A 16,890-nucleotide genomic window follows, 5' to 3' on the forward strand; every position below is an offset into this window, starting at 1 on the left:
CCGCTATTTATAAAATAGCGGCCTGTAAACAATTAAAGCTATTTTAATTATTTTGTATAAGCTCGCGGCATAGATGACTCAGTAGTGTAGCGCTCACGTAGTTTATCTTGGCGAGACTGTGTAGATACTTCTTCACCATTAATAATCATTTTACTTACATGACTGCTTAACTCAAACGGGTCATTGCTCCACATCACTACATCAGCGGCTTTTCCAACTTCAATACTGCCAGCATTAATATTAAACACACTTGCTACATTAGATGTAACGGCCTTTAATGCGCCTTGTTGGCTCATGCCATATGAAACAGCATTGCCTGCATCAAAACGAAGTTGGTAAATATTATGACTGGCATCGCCGCCCACGGTTAAAATAACCTTAACCCCTGCTTTTTCTAGCACGGCTGCGTTATCTAAACTGGCATGTAGCGAGTCAAAGCTTGAGGGTAAGCTATCCATAGCACTCATAATTACGGGTACTTGCGCTTTAGCAATCTGCTCTTTAACAACAACCGCATCTTGTGCGCCATTGAGCACTAAATTAATACCAAATTGCGCTTTAACTTTAAGGAGCTCAATAATATCGGCCGCACGAGATACGCCAACTACCATTGGCATATCGCCGCTAAGTACTTTACGCATGACTTTATCTTCAGTGCTAGGCTTGCTGTCGTCGTCTTTTTTAGGCTTTTTAGCTGCTTTTGTTTGGTGCTCTTCAAGCTTATTAATGAGGGTTTGCAATGTAAATGCGCGCGACCCCTTGCTGCGCTCACCCAAATAAACCACTAAAGCAGCTTGCTTTTGTATATCGCTTTGTAAATTTCCGCTTAAATCAACAACACTTGCTAGGCCTGCAAAAATACTATCGCCCCCATGTGGGGTAATAATATCGCGAGTTACACCACCTTTACGTGCATAAGGGATAAGGCTTGAGTGAGCGTTGTAAGCAAGGCTTACGTCAAAATCAATACCTGCTTTTTCTTCGCCAGCATCACGTGAGCCTGCAACCGCGCTGACTTCTACTAAGCCAAGTTGGTTAATACTGGCAATAAACCCTGGCGTAACAATGCGGCCTTGAGCATCGATAACTTGGTCTGCATATACTTGTTGCGGGTTAATAGCGGTAATTTTACCGTTATCCATTATAATACTAGCGTTCTCTAGCACACCTTGCTCAGTAGCGGTATGAAGCGTTGCATTCACAATGGCAAGCGAGCGAGCATCCACTGTAGCTGAGGCTAACAATCCGGCAGCAACCAGAGATAGCGAAAACGAACGTGATAAATTTTTCATTCTGGGCTCCTTATTGTTGGCCTAACATAAAATCACTTTGTGCCTGAAATGCGCTGTCGTTTCTATCGTAAACTTTTGCGCCATCAATAAATACTTGTTCAGCTTTTGCGTAAACGCTAAATGGGTTTTGGTTCCAAATAACAACATCGCCTTGCTTACCTGCTTCAAGCGAACCCGTTTTATCTTCAATACCCAATGATTTAGCCGCGTTAGAAGTGATCCACTTAATTGCGTGCTGCTCCGAAATATCAAAACCATTTTCGTTTGCACGGTACATTACTTTACCCGCTTCTTGGTTTAAGCGCTGAATAGTGGTGTCTGAGTCAGAGTGCACAATAGCGCACGAATTTTTTACCGCATCAACAATAGCTACGTTTTCTTGAACCATGTCGTAGGCTTCCATTTTAAAGCCCCACCAATCTGGCCAAAGTGCAGCACACGAACCATTTTCAGCCAGTAAATCTGCAATTTTATAAGCTTCTACACCGTGATGGAAAGTACCTGCGTGATAGCCAAATTCTTTTGACAGATCGATCATCATTGCCATTTCTTCAGCTTTATAACAATGATTATGAATTAACACTTCACCTTCAATAACCGCTTTTAGTGTATCGTGCTTAATGTCGCGAGCCGGTGCTTGTGGGTTTAAGCCTGCTTCGTAATCAGCGTCGTACTTGTCCCATGCACGTTTGTACTCTTGTGCTTCTGCCCATGCCATTCTGTAGCCGGCCATGTTACCCATACGGGTTGAAGGTAAAGTACCTTGGCGGCCATATACGCGTTTTGGGTTTTCACCACAGGCCATTTTTAAGCCATTAGGTGCATCAGGAAATTTCATTGCTTGCATTGTATGCGCAGGAATGTTTTTGAGTGTTACGCCACGCCCGCCAAATAGGTTAGCTGAACCTGGTAAAATTTGTAGTGAAGTAATACCACCTTCGCGGGCGCGGTTAAAGCCTGGATCTTGAGGCCATACAGAATGCTCTACCCACACCTCGGCAGTATTTGGGCTGGTCATTTCGTTACCATCTTGATGAGACTCAACTGATGGGCTTGGGTAGGCACCTAAGTGAGAGTGTACATCAATAATACCTGGGGTAACCCATTTACCCTGTGCATCAATGATTATATCTGCATTGGCCGATAAGTCTTTACCTACTTGTTGTACTTTACCATCAACAAGTAGTACATCAGCATCATTTAAACGCTCGCCTGTACCGGTAAGTACGGTTGCATTGGTAATTAAAGTGCTTTTACTTGCCAGCGGTGTGTAAGTGCTTGGGTATGGGTTTTTATTAATGGTGATTTTTGCATCTTGCGGGCCGTTTTCTTGGCAACCAACAAGCGCAGCAGCTAAACCAACTGCTAACATTGAGGGTGCAAATTTTTGCATGTTGTTAGGTTCTCCTGTTTTTTTGCTACTTTAGCTAAAGCGGCGTAATAAAGCTAAAAAAACAGGTAAAAAAGCGATTAATTGAGTTAAACGGCTGTCATTATTTTTTTATATAATTGTTATACAACTTTTCTAGCGCGGCTTCGGTAGTAAGGGAAGGATCTTTGTTTATAAAGTGTTTAACCGTGCGTGTCACAAAGTCTGAGTTTTGCTTATGTTGCTTAGCAAAATCCTTAATTAAACTATTGCCATCGCTTGCTGTTGTTACTTTATTATGGCGATGACGATACTGGCTAAGCGCCCTGTTAAAATCGCCATTATAATCCTCAACCAGTATTTTATAAAAATCACTTTTTTGAACTTTAAGCTCGTTAATACAGTAATTTAATGCCTCTTTAAAGTCGGTAAAAACGGTGCCTTCTACATCAAACTCTTTGGTTTTTTCGCGTACGGTTACACGGGCTTCTTCGGTGGCATAGGTAAAGCCTGTAAATGCTAAACGCTCAGATGCCTCTTTACCTAATTTCATACCCGCTTGAATGCTGTGCGCAAATTCATCGCTCATTTCGCTTAATTCGTTTTCTTCCCACATGTTATAAACACGCAGCGCTTTAGCATACTTATTAGAGAGCTTTTTTTTAAGTTTTGTAAAGCGCTCATCTATTGTCATTAGCCTTTCATTATGTAATAAGGCATTGCACTCGTAACATGCTGCAATTGATATAAAATCGGCCTCTTCGCCTAAATCAATAATGCTCTGTAACATGTGCAGGGGCGGGCAATGGTCGCGCTCTGTGGCTTCGCACCCACAATAAAAACATTGGTTAAAATGTTTGTGCTCGCAGGCATACGCTTGCTGGTAATAGCTGGCTAACGTTTTGCTCACTGATTCTCCTAAAAATTAAGCGCGTAAATATTGGGGGCGATGATAGCAGGCTGAGAAAATATGTCAGTAGCTGTAAAATAATTTTACCTAAGTGTGTCAAAAAACACACTTATTAGGGCTTAAATTCAGTCACCTAGGTTAAATGTGTATTTTTAAACATACCTGCTTACACCTTGTTGCGTTTGGTTAACAGCTTTTTAGTTTAAATCGCTCAATAATAAAGCTGAACCACAAACAATGAGGACTAATTATGAACACGTTAAAAGCGACTTTTTGCACAACTATGGTACTAGGGGCAACTTTATTAATCGCAAAACCAGCATTAGCAACGCAGTTTATCGCGGCCGATTCTTCGCCAGGTACACAGGCTTGTATGGCTGTTGCAGCGAATAAATCGTACAGTTTGCGTAAAGCGTTACGCGATTTAAATATAAGCAAAGCGGTAATGAGCAAAAAACTGCACTGTAATAACTTATCAATGGGCGACTTTGTTAGTTTGTATAACCTTGATAAAAGCGCTAATTATTTAAATATTGATACCAGTACTCGCACATCAATTAAAGATTTAGCTAAGTCGAACAACCCAGAAAAAGTCATTATCACAGGGCCAAAATAGTATGGCGGTAACACAAAACTAAGTCTGCTTTGTAAGCAGGCTTAGTTTATTAAATAATGGCCGCAATTAAGCCAAATAAACCGCCAAACACACCGCCCCACACTACTAGCCAACCTAAATGCTCACGTATCATCGTTTGAATAATGTCTTTAACCATTTTAGGGGTGAGTTCATTTAAACGCTCATCAACTAATTTAAGTACCGTAGCATGTAAGCTTTGTGCGCTATTGCCTTGCGACAACGTATCGTTTACTAGCGCTTTAAAATCGTCTGTTTGGCTAATTTGCGCAAGTGATAGCTGCATTTTTTCAATAAACTTTTCTCGCATTGGCTCTATTGCCTCTGTGCCGCCAAACATACCTAGCATGCTACCAAACTGTGATTGCTCTATCACGTGCAGTAGGTTGTCGAACGCAGGGTTTAAATCAACCTTAGTAATAATACCTTCAAAGTCGATATTAGGTTGTGCTTTGTTAAGTAGATTATTAATTTTTTGCTCTGAGAAAAACTCAGTCAAAATTAAATTACGAATAGCCACTTTAAAACTTTCAAATTTTAAAGCAATAACGCCCGAGCCGTATAACAAAGGGACCTTTTCAAATAACATATGAACAGCCAATAAGTTTGTGACAGCTCCAGATAGCGCAAATAACCCCACCGATAACACAATAGCTTGGTTAAAAAAGTAGCCTATCACGACACACAAAACCGCAAGCAAATTGGTGATAAAACTTTTGTTCATTGTTACTCCATAAGCATTTTTTATATCGTTAATTTTACAACGATTAGTTTGTTAAATTAATACTTTTTTGCCATAGTTTAAGTATCTGTTTAAAAGGCGAGCAATTGATATGTGGAAAACAGTAAACGAGCACATTAGCCAAGCCATTCATTATGACTTTAAACATACTTACAAACGCCAGCTGCAAAGTACAAATACCGATAAACTCTATCAATTAACTGATGGTAAGCACAATTACCTGGTTAAAATTGCCCTCAAAAACGAGCTAGATCGTCTAGAAAGCGAAGCGATTGGGCTTAAACAGCTTACCCAAAATAGTGTTTTTATGGTACCTGACTGCATTGTAACAGGTGCTAATATTGAATTTTCGTTTATTGTACTTGAGTGGTTAGTACTTGATAAACAGCCCCACACTCATTGGCACGATATGGGAAAGCAACTGGCTATGCTGCATCAAAAGCACGACCAAGCAATGTTTGGATTTGACGAAGATAACTACCTAGCCACAACCGTGCAACCAAACCAATGGCATAAAAAGTGGGATTTATTTTACGCAGAAGAGCGTATAGGCTGGCAACTTCAACTATTAGCCGAGAAAGGTATTGAGCTTGTTGAGCCTGAGCTATTAATTAACTTGGTAAAAGAGCAACTACATAGCCATGTAGTTCAGCCCTCTTTAGTACATGGTGATTTTTGGCGTGGAAATATGGGTTTTATTAAAAATGTACCCACCTTGTTTAACCCAGCATGCTATTACGGTGACCGCGAGGTCGATATCGCAATGAGTGAGCTATTTGCCCCCTTACCAGATGATTTTTATAACGCCTATAACGCGCAATACCCACTAAGCGATAACTATAATAAGCGTAAAGCGATATACCAGCTTTACCCTATTTTAAATCACGCAAATATTTTTGCAGGGCATTACCTTACTCAAGCTAAGCAACATATTGATACGCTGCTATCGCTTTAAATAATAATGCTTCTAAGGCGTAAAGTTACTGTCATAAACGTCGCTTCAGCACTATAGTTAAAAGGATGTAATTAAGGCTCAATACCTTGTTGTTTAGTTCAGTTTTGAGCCATCAAGTTGTTGCTAGTATAACCGCACAACTTAATTAATGCGTATCAACAAGTTAATTCTTACCTTGGTACTATTGGAGTGATTATGAAAGATTTTTTATCACAACGTATCACCTGCCCTCACTGTGGCAACCACATACACCTAGATATCGACGCAAGCATGGGAGATCAAGACTACATTGAAGAATGCAATGCCTGTTGTAACCCTATTCATTTAAATATGCATATAGACCATGCTCATAAAAAATTAGAGTTACACATAGACAGCGACGATGAGCAAATTTTTTAGCCCTGGTGGCGTAAGTAATTTTCTACCGTGTTAACAATAGTATAAGTTTGTTGATCAACTTCTATATTTAGTTCATCACCCTCTTGTGCGTTACCTAAATTTGTAATGGCCAGCGTTTCGGGGATCAAGTGTAACCAAAATCCCTGCTCGTCAATTTCGCCCACGGTTAAACTTGCGCCATTTATTGCTACAAAGCCTTTGTATAAAACATACTTTTGCCATTTAGACGGTAGGCTTAACTGAATTTTACAGTTGTTTTGCTCTTTGACTATTTGCTTGATTTGGGCAGTACAGTGAATGTGCCCAGATACAATATGGCCACCTAGTTCAGTACCAAAAGTGACTGAACGCTCGTAATTGACTAAACTACCTACTGCAAGCTTGCCTAAATTGGTAAGTAATAATGTTTCATCGATTACATCAAAGTGCACTTGTGCCACTACATCATGGTTACTTAATTCTACTTTAACCACTGTTAGGCAACAGCCATTAATTGCAATACTGGCCCCTAAATCAAGGTGTTTAACGTATTCATCACCTACCGATACAACCAAGCGTAAAACCCCTTCAGTATGTGTGGTAGATACAACAGTGGCTTGAGTTTGAACGATTCCTGTAAACATAAAATCACTTAAAATTATTACAAAGTGCTAGTTTAACGTATCAACGGGTAAAATCATTCACTACAGTGATTTTTATTTGAAACACAATCGATTACAATTGCGCCCTGTTTTATCAAATAGCTGTTTTTATGACCTTTAGTAGCTGGGAAGCCAAACGTTTAATTACCCTTGCCGTACCTGTATTTTTAGCACAAGTAACACTCGTTTTAATGTCGGTGGTCGACACTATTATGGCAGGCCAAGTAAGCCCCACAGATTTAGCTGCGCTATCGATTGCAACCGGTATATGGAACCCGTTATTACTAGCGCTGCAAGGTATTTTGCTCGCGTTAACTGGGATTATTGCCCAATTTGCAGGTGCTAATGATAAAAAAGGCATTAGCCATTATTTTCAGCAAGCACTGTATTTAACCGCAATTTTAAGCACAATTGGTTTTGGTATCGCCAACCTAGCCGATATTGTTATTTTAAAACTCGATACAACCCCCGCTATTGCAAGCCTTGCGCATGACTATATTCATTTTGTGAAATGGGGCGCCTTTGGTTTTTTAATTTTTACTGTTTATCGCAATATGACCGAAGGCATGGGGATGACAAAACCGGCTTTTTATATCAGCTTGCTGGGCCTTGGCGTTAATATTCCGGCTAACTATATTTTTATAAATGGTTTATTTGGCTTACCAGCTTTAGGCGGTGCGGGGTGTGGCATTGCTACGGCATTGGTACTAACTGTAATGGCTGTTGCACAAGTAACCTATTGCCAGTTTAGTAAAAAAATAGATGCAAAAGCCCTGCTGGCAAATTTTGAAAAGCCCAATATTAAAACCATTGGCATTATTACTAAATTAGGTATACCCATTTCGTTGGCCACCTTTTTTGAAATTACGCTATTTGCGTGCATACCTTTGTTTATTGCACATTTAGGCGCTGTTGCAGTGTCGGGCCATCAAATTGCAGGAAGCGTAACTGCATTATTATTTATGATGCCACTGAGCTTATCTATCGCCATTAGTATTCGTATTGGTAATTTATTTGGTCAAAACCATTTAAGCCAATTAAAAACTGCTATATCGACTAGCTACATATTAGCCATTGCTATAGCGTTATTTTTAGCATTTATAACCTTTATTGGCCGCAATTTAATAAGCCAACTATACACCGACAGCCCTGCTGTTATTGCCTTAGCTAGCTCTATTATGATTTTAGCCTGTATTTATCAAATTCCTGATGCACTGCAAGTCGCTGCCAATGGCATATTAAGGGGTTTAAAGCATACTCAGCCTATATCGTATATCACGTTTATATCGTACTGGTTAATCGGTTTTGCTTTAGGCTACGTATTAGGAAGAACAGATTTAATTGTGCCCGCCATGGGGCCGCACGGTTTTTGGATAGGTATTATTTTTGGTTTAACCGTTGCTGCTGTGTGGCTTATTTTCACCGTTAATAAGCGATTAAAGCAGGCGCCATTTGTATAAAAAAGCCCTTACATTATTATTTAGCAAAACATGGTTAAGCTTTTTATTAGCTGTGTGTTGCGCCGTGCTTGCTGGGTGTTCAAAAGCGCCCAGCACCACGTATCAAACATACACAGAACGCTTAAGTAATACCCTTGAAATCCAGGCCCCAAGCTTAAGTAAGCCTGCTCCAATTAGCCCGCTATTACCCCAAAATACGCTTACTAAAGGCAGCACTATCAGCTTGGTCGAACTTGCCAGTCTAAGCCATTGTAAACTCAGCTTACTTATTAGCGAGCATAATAATCAGCTAGGCAAAACGGCAGGCTATGCCAGTGTTTTAAAGTATCAAATAGAGTTTGTGCAAAATGCGCAGCAGTGCTTAAGCACACTTAAGCCTGACTCAAACATTTACAAAACCCTATTAAATGCAAAAGCGCAAAAAGAGCAAACACTAAACCACTACTTTAATTTAATGCTGTATAACGAATTAGAGCTTAAAAACACGTGGCAAGCTAGCAGCGCAGAGCTTGCTGTGGCGCCGGCTGGGTATAGCGACACCGTAGCGGCCATGCAGAAGCTTGCACAGTTAAAGCGCCACATACTCAATAAACACTATTTAAAAATCAACTCCGCAGACATATTTAACGCGTTAGAGCAGCTTAACAAGTACCGTTTTAACCAATTACTTATTTACTCTGCGCGTTTGCAAATAGCATTTAATAATTCAGCAACGCAATTTATTCAGTCGCAATCAATTGATGAGATATGCCCAGCAGGAAAAAATAAAAAAGTAGCGACAATAGTTAGCCACGTCTTCCAAAAGTTTTACCTCAAAGAAATACAGCCTTATCAGGCTAATTTAGCAGGCTACCTTGAAACACTATTACCTCTGTATAGCCAACTTTGGCTTGACGAACCCATAACAAATAGCCAAATAAACATTTTGATAGCGCAGAATTCGCAAAATAATCTATTAAACCAACTTAAAGGCTCAGCCAAAAAACACGTAACCTGGTGGCAAAACTTTTATAAAACGTGTGAAATCAGCCCAATATGAATAAAAAAACGGCAAATAAACCTAAAAGCAACAAACTTGCTTGATTCACCACTCACCACGCTATATATTAGCGGCCGCTGGTAAATTATATTCACCGCATCTTAATTAGGTAATACGACCGTAGCTTAGTTGGTTAGAGCGCTACCTTGACATGGTAGAGGTCGGTGGTTCGAATCCACTCGGTCGTACCAAATTTATTCTTCCCTATGAATAAATATAATTAAGTTATTATTTATACGACTGTAGCTCAGTTGGTTAGAGCGCTACCTTGACATGGTAGAGGTCGGTGGTTCGAATCCACTCAGTCGTACCAAAACTATTCTTCCTTTTGAATAAATATATATTTTTACGACTGTAGCTCAGTTGGTTAGCGCGATACCTACTCTCTATGACCCACGCCGAAATCGGTGGTTCGAATCCACTCAGTTGTACCAAAACTACTCCCCTTCGAAATATTTTTGGCGCTTATTAAAGGGGTAATATTTACCCTTTCATTTGTTCAAGCTCTTTGCCTTTAGTTTCGTGTAAAAACTTAAATACAAATATGACTGAAACAAACGCACAAAATGCGTAAAAACCATAAGCCCCAACTAAACCAATGCCTGTGAGCATAACAGGGAACGACCAGGTAATTAAAAAGTTAGCTATCCACTGGGCAAAGCCGGCAACTGCAAGACCAGAGCCGCGAATTTGGTTAGGGAACATTTCGCCTAACATAACCCACATTACAGGGCCCCACGATAAGTTAAAAAAGAAAACATACGCATTAGCGGCTATTAAAGCAACTATGCCCTGCTCTCCTAGTTCTAAGTTACCTGTTGAGCCAATATCTGCGTTTAAAAAGGCATAAACAATAACAGAAAGTGTCACCGTCATACCAATTGAGCCGGTTAACAAAAAAGGTTTTCTGCCAATTTTGTCTATAAAATACATGGTAATAAACACTGCTAAAATACTTACAAAGCCGCTTATTATATTAATAAGTAACGCGTCAGATTCAGTAAAACCGGCTGCTTGCCAAAGTACCGCGCCGTAGTAAAAAACAACGTTAATGCCGACTAATTGCTGAAATGTAGCTAAGCCAATTCCTATCCAAACAATGGGGCGTAAACGTTTTTTAGGTTTATCAATAAGATCAGATAATTTAGGTTGGTGTTTATCGCCAGCAAGAGACTCTGCTATTTCATTTAATTTAAGAGCGGCAGTTTCAGCACCATATAATGACGATAAAACACGTGCAGCAGCGTCTTTTTTACCAGCCATAATTAAGTATCGTGGGCTTTCAGGGATAAAAAATAAAGCGATTAAAAACAAGCATGCAGGTAATAACTCAACCCAAAACATCCAACGCCATGTTTCAAAGTCGAGCCAAAATATAGCCGTAGAGCCGCCAGCCGTATTTGCTAAAAAATAGTTACTCACAAATGCGCTAAACAAACCAAATATAATAGCCACTTGTTGAAGTGTAGAGAGCGTGCCTCTGTATCGTGCGGGGGCAATTTCGCTAATATAAGCTGGGGTCATAACCGATGCAGCCCCTACAGCTAAGCCGCCTAAAATGCGATAAATCACAAATTCAAACGATGTGACTGACACACCCGAGCCCCAAGCACTTATAATAAATAAAGCAGCGGCAAAAAGTAAAATTGGACGCCGACCAAATTTATCAGCCAATCGACCTGCGCAAAACGCACCAATGGCACAACCAATTAGCATGCTCGATACGTTAAATCCCGTACCCGCACTACTGGAGCCAAACGCCGTTTGTAATCCATCAACAGTGCCGTTAATTACGCCGCTGTCAAAACCAAATAAAAAACCGCCAATGGTCGCAACAAAGCAAACCAGTACGATTAAAAGTACATTTTCTTTCTCGTTCATAAGTATCCATATTGTGTGTTGTTGTTATTTTATATAGATTTTGAAGCTCAAAAGGGTGTGCTTATTTAGTTGTTTTTATTGGTTGAGCTTGATTCTCTTTCTATTAATTCAAAATCTAAAATATGTCTTAAGTCTAAGCTTTTTACATTGCTTAAATCGTTATACTGACCCGATGCAAGTAAAGTAATCGCAAGCTCAGCCATTTCATTAATGGGCTGTTTTACCGTAGAAATATTTGGCCAAACTATGGTTGCAAGTTGCGTGTCATCAAAGCCCACAACCGACAGGTCGCTTGGAATATTAATACCTTGTTTTTGAGCTATTGAGATTACAGCGGCTGCCATATCATCATTAGCTGCAAAAATAGCCGTTGGTTTATCATCAAGCGAAAGTAATTTTATTGCCGCTTCCATGCCCGATTGATAGGTAAAACTGCCCTGCTCTATATACTCAGGTGGCGTTATTATTTTATTAGAGCGCAGCGCATCTAAATAACCTTGGTAACGCAAACGGCTTACACCTTGTTTAGTGTCGCCAATAATATGTGCAATTTTGCTATGCCCTTGATTAATTAAATGCTCTGTAACATCAAACGCCGCTTGATAATCGTCCATGCATATAAAAGGGGAGCGATTTAATTTTGTATCTGGCGTTATTCTTACAAATGGCACTTGAGCTTTAGTAAGCACATCTAAAACCTGTTCGTTGTCGCACATAGGTGGCAGTAAAATCATGCCATCAACCTGTGTAACATCAATAAGTTGCTTTACCGATTCAATTGTTTTGTCAATATCGGTATGCGCTTCGTCAACAACAAGGTGGTAGCCCAGTGCGCGGCATTTTTTAAGCGCTGCCAATAAAAACTGGCTTATGTAAGAGTCACTTGGGTTATCGTATAAAAGCCCTAAAAAGAATGACTTAGTACTAGCAAGGCGCCTAGCAGACACATTTGGCCGGTAGTTTAATTGCTCAACAACAGCCATTACTTTTTCGCGGGTTTTGTCGCTTACTTTTTTGTCTTGGTTGAGCACACGCGAAACCGTCATCATTGATACACCAGCCTGCTCGGCTACATCTTGTATTCTTGCTCTTTTAGGATCGGCCATTACTGTTATTACCTACTCACAATCAGTGGATTGTTATAATTAACTTTCTTAATTTTCATTATACATAATTGTAAAGCTTGATATTGTTTACAGCGCATTTAAATGATTACTTATTGACAAAGTCTTATACTACACTGAAAATGTTAGCGCTAACAACGGATTTATAATATTCACACCCAATAATATAAAAAACTTAAAAAGGCCTATATTATGAGCATGCTGCAAAACCCAATTCTAAGAGGCTTTAACCCAGACCCAAACATTGTCAGAGTTAATAACGACTACTACATAGCCACTTCAACATTTGAATGGTTTGGCGGTGTGCAAATTCACCACTCTACCGATTTAGTAAATTGGCGAGTTATAGGCCAAGCACTTAACACCGTAGAGCAACTCGATATGCGAGGAGTGCCCGACTCTTGCGGCGTATGGGCACCGCAACTTAGTTACAATAATGGCCGTTTTTATTTGGTATATACCAATGTAAAAAGCTTTGATGGCCCTTACAAAGACACACCAAACTATTTTGTATCAACCACTGATATCACCGGTAACTGGTCACAAGCGACTTACTTAAATTCTAGCGGTTTTGATCCGTCTATTTTTCACGATGATGACGGTAAAAGCTATTTGTTAAACATGCTGGTTGATCACCGTAATAACGCACTATTTGGTGGTATAGTAATGCAAGAGCTTTGCCTAAAAACCAATAAATTAATAGGCGATGTTAAACCTATATTTTCAGGCACAGAACTTGGTTGCACTGAAGGCCCACATATTTTAAAACGTGGCGATTACTACTATTTAATTACCGCTGAAGGTGGCACTGGGTATGAACACTGCATTAGTGTAGCGCGTGCTAAAAACGTATTTGGCCCTTACCAAGTACACCCGCACAACCCCGTTATTACAGCAGCCCACGAGCCGAGTAATACGCTACAAAAATGTGGCCATGGAGATTTTTTTCAAACACAAACCGGTGATTGGTACACGGTATTTTTAACATCAAGACCGCTGTCTGAGCGTGGCCGCTGCATTACAGGGCGTGAAACAGGGATTGAGCAAATAATCTGGAAAGATGATGGCTGGCCTTATGCAAAACACACAAATAAAGCCCCCAGAATACACGTACCCGTTGAAGGTTTAACACTAAACCCACAGCCGCAACCCACAACACATATTGATTTTAGTAAAGATGATCTGACTGTTGATTTTCAGTCATTGCGTATGCCCATGTGCAAAAGCTGGGTGTATAAAAATACTCAAAAAGCATCGCTCACCCTAGTGGGAAAAGAGTCTTTAAGCTCATTGCATCAGCAAAGTTTTATTACCAGGCGTGTACAGGCTCATCATACTGTTAGCAGCACATGCGTTGATTTTGCGCCGAGCAGTTTTCAGCAAATGGCGGGGCTAGTATGTTATTACAACACCGCTCATTACTACTATTTGCATATAAGCGGCGGCGATGAAGGCGATGAAACCACACCACGTTATTTAAATATAATAAGCTGCGATAAATACCAAACAAGCACGCCTGTTGCACCGCTTTTGCTTAAAACAAACAAACCTGTTTACTTAAAAGCTGATTTTAATGGCGCTCAGCTGCAGTTTTACTACGCCACCGAGGAAAACTGCTGGATAAAGTTTGGTCCAGTGCTCGATGGCAGTATTTTATCTGATGATTACGTGCAGCAATCACCACAAGGGTATCGCCCGTGTTTTACCGGCGCTTTTGTTGGTATGGCGTGCCAAGACTTATCGGGGAGAAATAAAGAAGCTCACTTTTCATTTTTTAATTATGACGAACCTAGCGGCGAATAAATCGCCGCCAGTTAAGTTTGTTAGTTTATTAGAAGCTAATATAAAACCATTTTAAAGTTTTCTTAAAACAGGGCTTTAATACGTTCCATTTGTGATTGTAAAAGTAAACTTTGAGAGTAGCTCATAATGTCACTCTCTCGTTTATTTTCGCTCAGTAAGCGCCCTACTTCTTGGGCTTCAAAGCTATAACCTTGTGACAGCCTGCCATCTTCAAAATGCTCAATTAAATCATCAAGCTCATACAAAGAGCACTCATAAGCCCTAAATGCATCGGGTATTTTTATTTAGCCTTTGTCGCCAATAATATACGCGCCATTCCCTAACCGGCATTGAAATGACGTTGCTAAGCTCACCATTACATCGCCACAATTAGCAGTAATAAGTACATCGTCTTCCACGCCTTTGTAGCGAATATTTGCTCTTACGTGTAAGTTTTCAAGGTCGTTATTTAAAAAGTAATTGGTAATGGCAAGCGGATAAATTCCCATATCAAGTAAACAACCGCCCGCTAAATCTGGGTTGTATTCACGCCCATTGGGATTAAAAGGCACAGGATAGCCAAAGTCAGCTTTAACATGTTTAATAGTGCCAATTCGCCCTTGCTCTACCCATTTTTTTGCTTTTTGTATTGCAGGTAAAAAGTACGTCCACATGGCTTCCATTAAAAATACGTCGTGCTTTTTAGCCAGTAAAGACAACTGCTTACACTCTTCAGCCGAAACCGTAATGGGCTTTTCGCACAATACATGCTTACCTGCTTTAATAGCATCGCTGGCATTTTTAAAGTGAAAGTTATGCGGGGTCGCAATGTAAACTACATCCACATTTTTATCGTCAAATAATGCCTGATACCCTTCGTAGGCATTGGCCGCACCATACTTGCTCGCAAAAGCGGTTGCATCATCCCCATTTCTTGCTGCAACCGCGTACGCAACACCATTATTTGTATGTGCTAAGTCTTCACAAAATTGTGCAGCAATTCGGCCACAACCAACAATACCCCAGTTTATTTTTTTCATAGTGTTTCCTTGTGATCTTAAAAAGAAATTTAAGTGAACTCCAACAATCAAGCAATAAACTTGCAAATTAATTGTTAAACATAGTTTAAAACTAGCTTGACTTAACAATATCAAATCATTAATGTTAGCGCTAACACTAAAACAACATTAAGCACAACATTTATGTTCCTTGGTATCGATTTAGGCACTTCAGGTGTAAAAGTAATTATTTTAGACGAGCAAGACCAATTGCTTGCTCAAGCAAGTGGGTCTTTAAGCGTTTCACGCCCAGCACCACTTTTTTCTGAGCAAAACCCTTCAGATTGGTGGCTTGCTACCTGTAGTGCAATCGAGGATCTTAAAAAGACTCACCCTGCATTACTAAAATCGGTAAAGGCTGTGGGCCTTTCTGGGCAAATGCATGGCGCAACGCTGCTTGATAAAAACAATAATATTATTCGCCCAGCCATTTTATGGAACGACGGGCGCAGTGCAGCACAATGTGTAGAGCTTGAAAAACGCGAACCAAATTCTCGTAATATCACCGGCAACATAGCAATGCCTGGTTTTACTGCACCTAAATTGGTGTGGTTAAAAGAGTTTGAACCAGAAAACTTTGCAAAAGTAGCCAAAGTATTACTACCAAAAGACTACCTACGCTTTTTAATGACCGGCGATTTTGCATCAGACATGTCTGACTCAGCGGGCACACTGTGGCTAGACGTAGAAAAGAGAGCATGGTCTCAAAAAATGCTTAGCGCCTGCGACTTAGCAGAGCAACACATGCCTACCCTTTTTGAAGGCACACAAATTACGGGCAAATTAACAGCCCAAGTTGCAGCTAAATGGGGAATGGAGCAAGTACCTGTTGTTGCAGGCGGTGGCGATAATGCCGCAGGCGCTGCAGGTGTTGGCGTTGTAAAACCAAAGCAAGCGTTTTTATCATTAGGTACTTCGGGCGTTTACTTTGTTGCCAACGAAAAATACCTGCCTAACCCAGAAGGTGCTGTACATACTTTTTGTCATTGCATTGAAAACACCTGGCATCAAATGTCAGTGGTGTTAAGCGCAGCGAGCTGCTTAACCTGGGTCACTAAATTAACCGGTTTTGAAAACGAAGGCGCACTCCTTGAACAAGTAAGTAAATGCGACTTTAGCAAACCAAGCTCAGTGATATTTTTGCCTTATTTAACAGGTGAGCGCACGCCGCACAATAACCCCGATGCCAAAGGCGTATTTTTTGGTTTAGACAGCGATACCGATGCAGCAACCCTTGGCCGTGCAGTACTCGAGGGTGTTGCCTTTGCTTTTGCCGATGGCCAACAAGTACTGCTTGATGCTGGTGCACAAATTGACGATGTAACCGTTATTGGTGGTGGCGCTAAAAGCTCACTGTGGGGAAAAATCATCGCAAGTGTACTCAACCGCCCCCTAATTTACCGAGAAGGCTCAGAAGTTGGCCCCGCATTTGGCGCTGCAAGACTTGCTCGAATAGCAGTAACACAACTCCCAGCACAACATGTATGCGTTAACGGCAAAGTAACGCAAACCATTGAACCAAATCCAGTAATGCAAGATTTTTACGCACAGCAATACACAACATACAAAGCACTTTATCAAAGTGTAAAAACATACTTTTAAAA

Annotated in this window: 16 protein-coding genes and 2 tRNA genes; 9 read left to right on the top strand and 9 right to left on the bottom strand. The window is 40.4% G+C overall.

Features of this window, described 5'->3' with window-relative positions:
* Positions 1 to 47: 47 nt before the first annotated feature.
* The 3 genes from AN389_RS08155 to AN389_RS08165 all read right to left on the bottom strand — a co-directional run bounded on the left by AN389_RS08155 (position 48) and on the right by AN389_RS08165 (position 3,571).
* Positions 48 to 1,292 carry an amidohydrolase family protein gene (locus tag AN389_RS08155; protein WP_055014317.1) on the bottom strand — a complete coding sequence of 415 codons (1,245 nt, stop codon included), beginning with the start codon at positions 1,290 to 1,292 and terminating at the stop codon, positions 48 to 50.
* Between the two features lie 10 nt (positions 1,293 to 1,302).
* Positions 1,303 to 2,685, bottom strand: a complete 1,383-nt coding sequence (locus AN389_RS08160) for an amidohydrolase (protein ID WP_055019569.1) — start codon at positions 2,683 to 2,685, stop codon at positions 1,303 to 1,305.
* A 100-nt stretch (positions 2,686 to 2,785) separates the two neighbouring features.
* Complete coding sequence (locus tag AN389_RS08165) at positions 2,786 to 3,571, bottom strand: hypothetical protein (RefSeq protein ID WP_055019570.1); 786 nt, start codon at positions 3,569 to 3,571, stop codon at positions 2,786 to 2,788.
* 250 nt (positions 3,572 to 3,821) lie between these two features.
* Here AN389_RS08165 and AN389_RS08170 point away from each other — a divergent pair, with 250 nt between their 5' ends.
* Positions 3,822 to 4,187, top strand: coding sequence for a DUF3718 domain-containing protein (locus AN389_RS08170; RefSeq protein WP_055014320.1), 366 nt, complete (start codon positions 3,822 to 3,824; stop codon positions 4,185 to 4,187).
* Between the two features lie 49 nt (positions 4,188 to 4,236).
* Here AN389_RS08170 and AN389_RS08175 read toward each other — a convergent pair whose 3' ends face one another.
* The gene (locus AN389_RS08175; RefSeq protein ID WP_055014321.1) at positions 4,237 to 4,929 is read right to left on the bottom strand and encodes a hypothetical protein; all 693 of its coding nucleotides are present in this window, start codon (positions 4,927 to 4,929) and stop codon (positions 4,237 to 4,239) included.
* 109 nt (positions 4,930 to 5,038) lie between these two features.
* Here AN389_RS08175 and AN389_RS08180 point away from each other — a divergent pair, with 109 nt between their 5' ends.
* Positions 5,039 to 5,902 carry a fructosamine kinase family protein gene (locus AN389_RS08180; RefSeq protein WP_055019571.1) on the top strand — a complete coding sequence of 288 codons (864 nt, stop codon included), beginning with the start codon at positions 5,039 to 5,041 and terminating at the stop codon, positions 5,900 to 5,902.
* Positions 5,903 to 6,097: 195 nt separating this feature from the next.
* Positions 6,098 to 6,301, top strand: coding sequence for a CPXCG motif-containing cysteine-rich protein (locus AN389_RS08185; RefSeq protein ID WP_055019572.1), 204 nt, complete (start codon positions 6,098 to 6,100; stop codon positions 6,299 to 6,301).
* Here AN389_RS08185 and AN389_RS08190 read toward each other — a convergent pair.
* A complete protein-coding gene (locus AN389_RS08190; protein WP_055014324.1) occupies positions 6,298 to 6,924 on the bottom strand; it encodes a riboflavin synthase in 627 nt (208 codons plus the stop codon). The two genes, AN389_RS08185 and AN389_RS08190, sit on opposite strands and share 4 nt — an antisense overlap.
* 128 nt (positions 6,925 to 7,052) lie before the next feature.
* Here AN389_RS08190 and AN389_RS08195 point away from each other — a divergent pair, with 128 nt between their 5' ends.
* The 4 genes from AN389_RS08195 to AN389_RS08210 all read left to right on the top strand — a co-directional run bounded on the left by AN389_RS08195 (position 7,053) and on the right by AN389_RS08210 (position 9,754).
* Complete coding sequence (locus tag AN389_RS08195) at positions 7,053 to 8,402, top strand: MATE family efflux transporter (RefSeq protein ID WP_055019573.1); 1,350 nt, start codon at positions 7,053 to 7,055, stop codon at positions 8,400 to 8,402.
* Positions 8,395 to 9,441, top strand: a complete 1,047-nt coding sequence (locus AN389_RS08200; protein ID WP_055019574.1) for a DUF3080 family protein — start codon at positions 8,395 to 8,397, stop codon at positions 9,439 to 9,441. The genes AN389_RS08195 and AN389_RS08200 overlap by 8 nt, the downstream gene beginning before the upstream one ends.
* A 114-nt stretch (positions 9,442 to 9,555) precedes the next feature.
* Positions 9,556 to 9,632: transfer RNA gene (locus AN389_RS08205), tRNA-Val, on the top strand.
* Positions 9,633 to 9,677: 45 nt separating this feature from the next.
* Positions 9,678 to 9,754: transfer RNA gene (locus tag AN389_RS08210), tRNA-Val, on the top strand.
* 170 nt (positions 9,755 to 9,924) lie between these two features.
* On the opposite strand, the gene AN389_RS08220 is transcribed toward AN389_RS08210, so the two are convergent.
* Both AN389_RS08220 and AN389_RS08225 read right to left on the bottom strand, forming a co-directional pair.
* Positions 9,925 to 11,328, bottom strand: a complete 1,404-nt coding sequence (locus tag AN389_RS08220) for a sugar porter family MFS transporter (RefSeq protein ID WP_408003051.1) — start codon at positions 11,326 to 11,328, stop codon at positions 9,925 to 9,927.
* A 59-nt stretch (positions 11,329 to 11,387) separates the two neighbouring features.
* Positions 11,388 to 12,428 (bottom strand): LacI family DNA-binding transcriptional regulator, encoded by a 1,041-nt coding sequence (locus tag AN389_RS08225; RefSeq protein WP_055019576.1) that lies wholly within the window; start codon positions 12,426 to 12,428, stop codon positions 11,388 to 11,390.
* A 210-nt stretch (positions 12,429 to 12,638) separates the two neighbouring features.
* Here AN389_RS08225 and AN389_RS08230 point away from each other — a divergent pair, with 210 nt between their 5' ends.
* On the top strand, positions 12,639 to 14,249 hold the full coding sequence (locus AN389_RS08230) for a glycoside hydrolase family 43 protein (RefSeq protein WP_055019577.1): 1,611 nt from the start codon (positions 12,639 to 12,641) through the stop codon (positions 14,247 to 14,249).
* A 62-nt stretch (positions 14,250 to 14,311) separates the two neighbouring features.
* Here the strand turns inward: AN389_RS08230 and AN389_RS20660 are convergent, their stop codons facing one another.
* Both AN389_RS20660 and AN389_RS08235 read right to left on the bottom strand, forming a co-directional pair.
* Positions 14,312 to 14,494: a hypothetical protein gene (locus AN389_RS20660; protein WP_235575961.1), complete on the bottom strand. Its 183-nt coding sequence runs from the start codon at positions 14,492 to 14,494 to the stop codon at positions 14,312 to 14,314.
* 39 nt (positions 14,495 to 14,533) lie between these two features.
* A complete protein-coding gene (locus AN389_RS08235) occupies positions 14,534 to 15,268 on the bottom strand; it encodes a Gfo/Idh/MocA family protein (protein WP_235575962.1) in 735 nt (244 codons plus the stop codon).
* A 162-nt stretch (positions 15,269 to 15,430) separates the two neighbouring features.
* Between AN389_RS08235 and xylB the strand changes: the two genes are divergently transcribed.
* Entirely contained in the window at positions 15,431 to 16,888 is a 1,458-nt protein-coding gene (gene xylB / locus AN389_RS08240; RefSeq protein ID WP_055019578.1) for a xylulokinase, read from the top strand.
* Positions 16,889 to 16,890 lie beyond the last annotated feature (2 nt).

It is taken from the genome of Pseudoalteromonas sp. P1-7a, assembly GCF_001401855.1.
GTDB lineage: Bacteria > Pseudomonadota > Gammaproteobacteria > Enterobacterales > Alteromonadaceae > Pseudoalteromonas.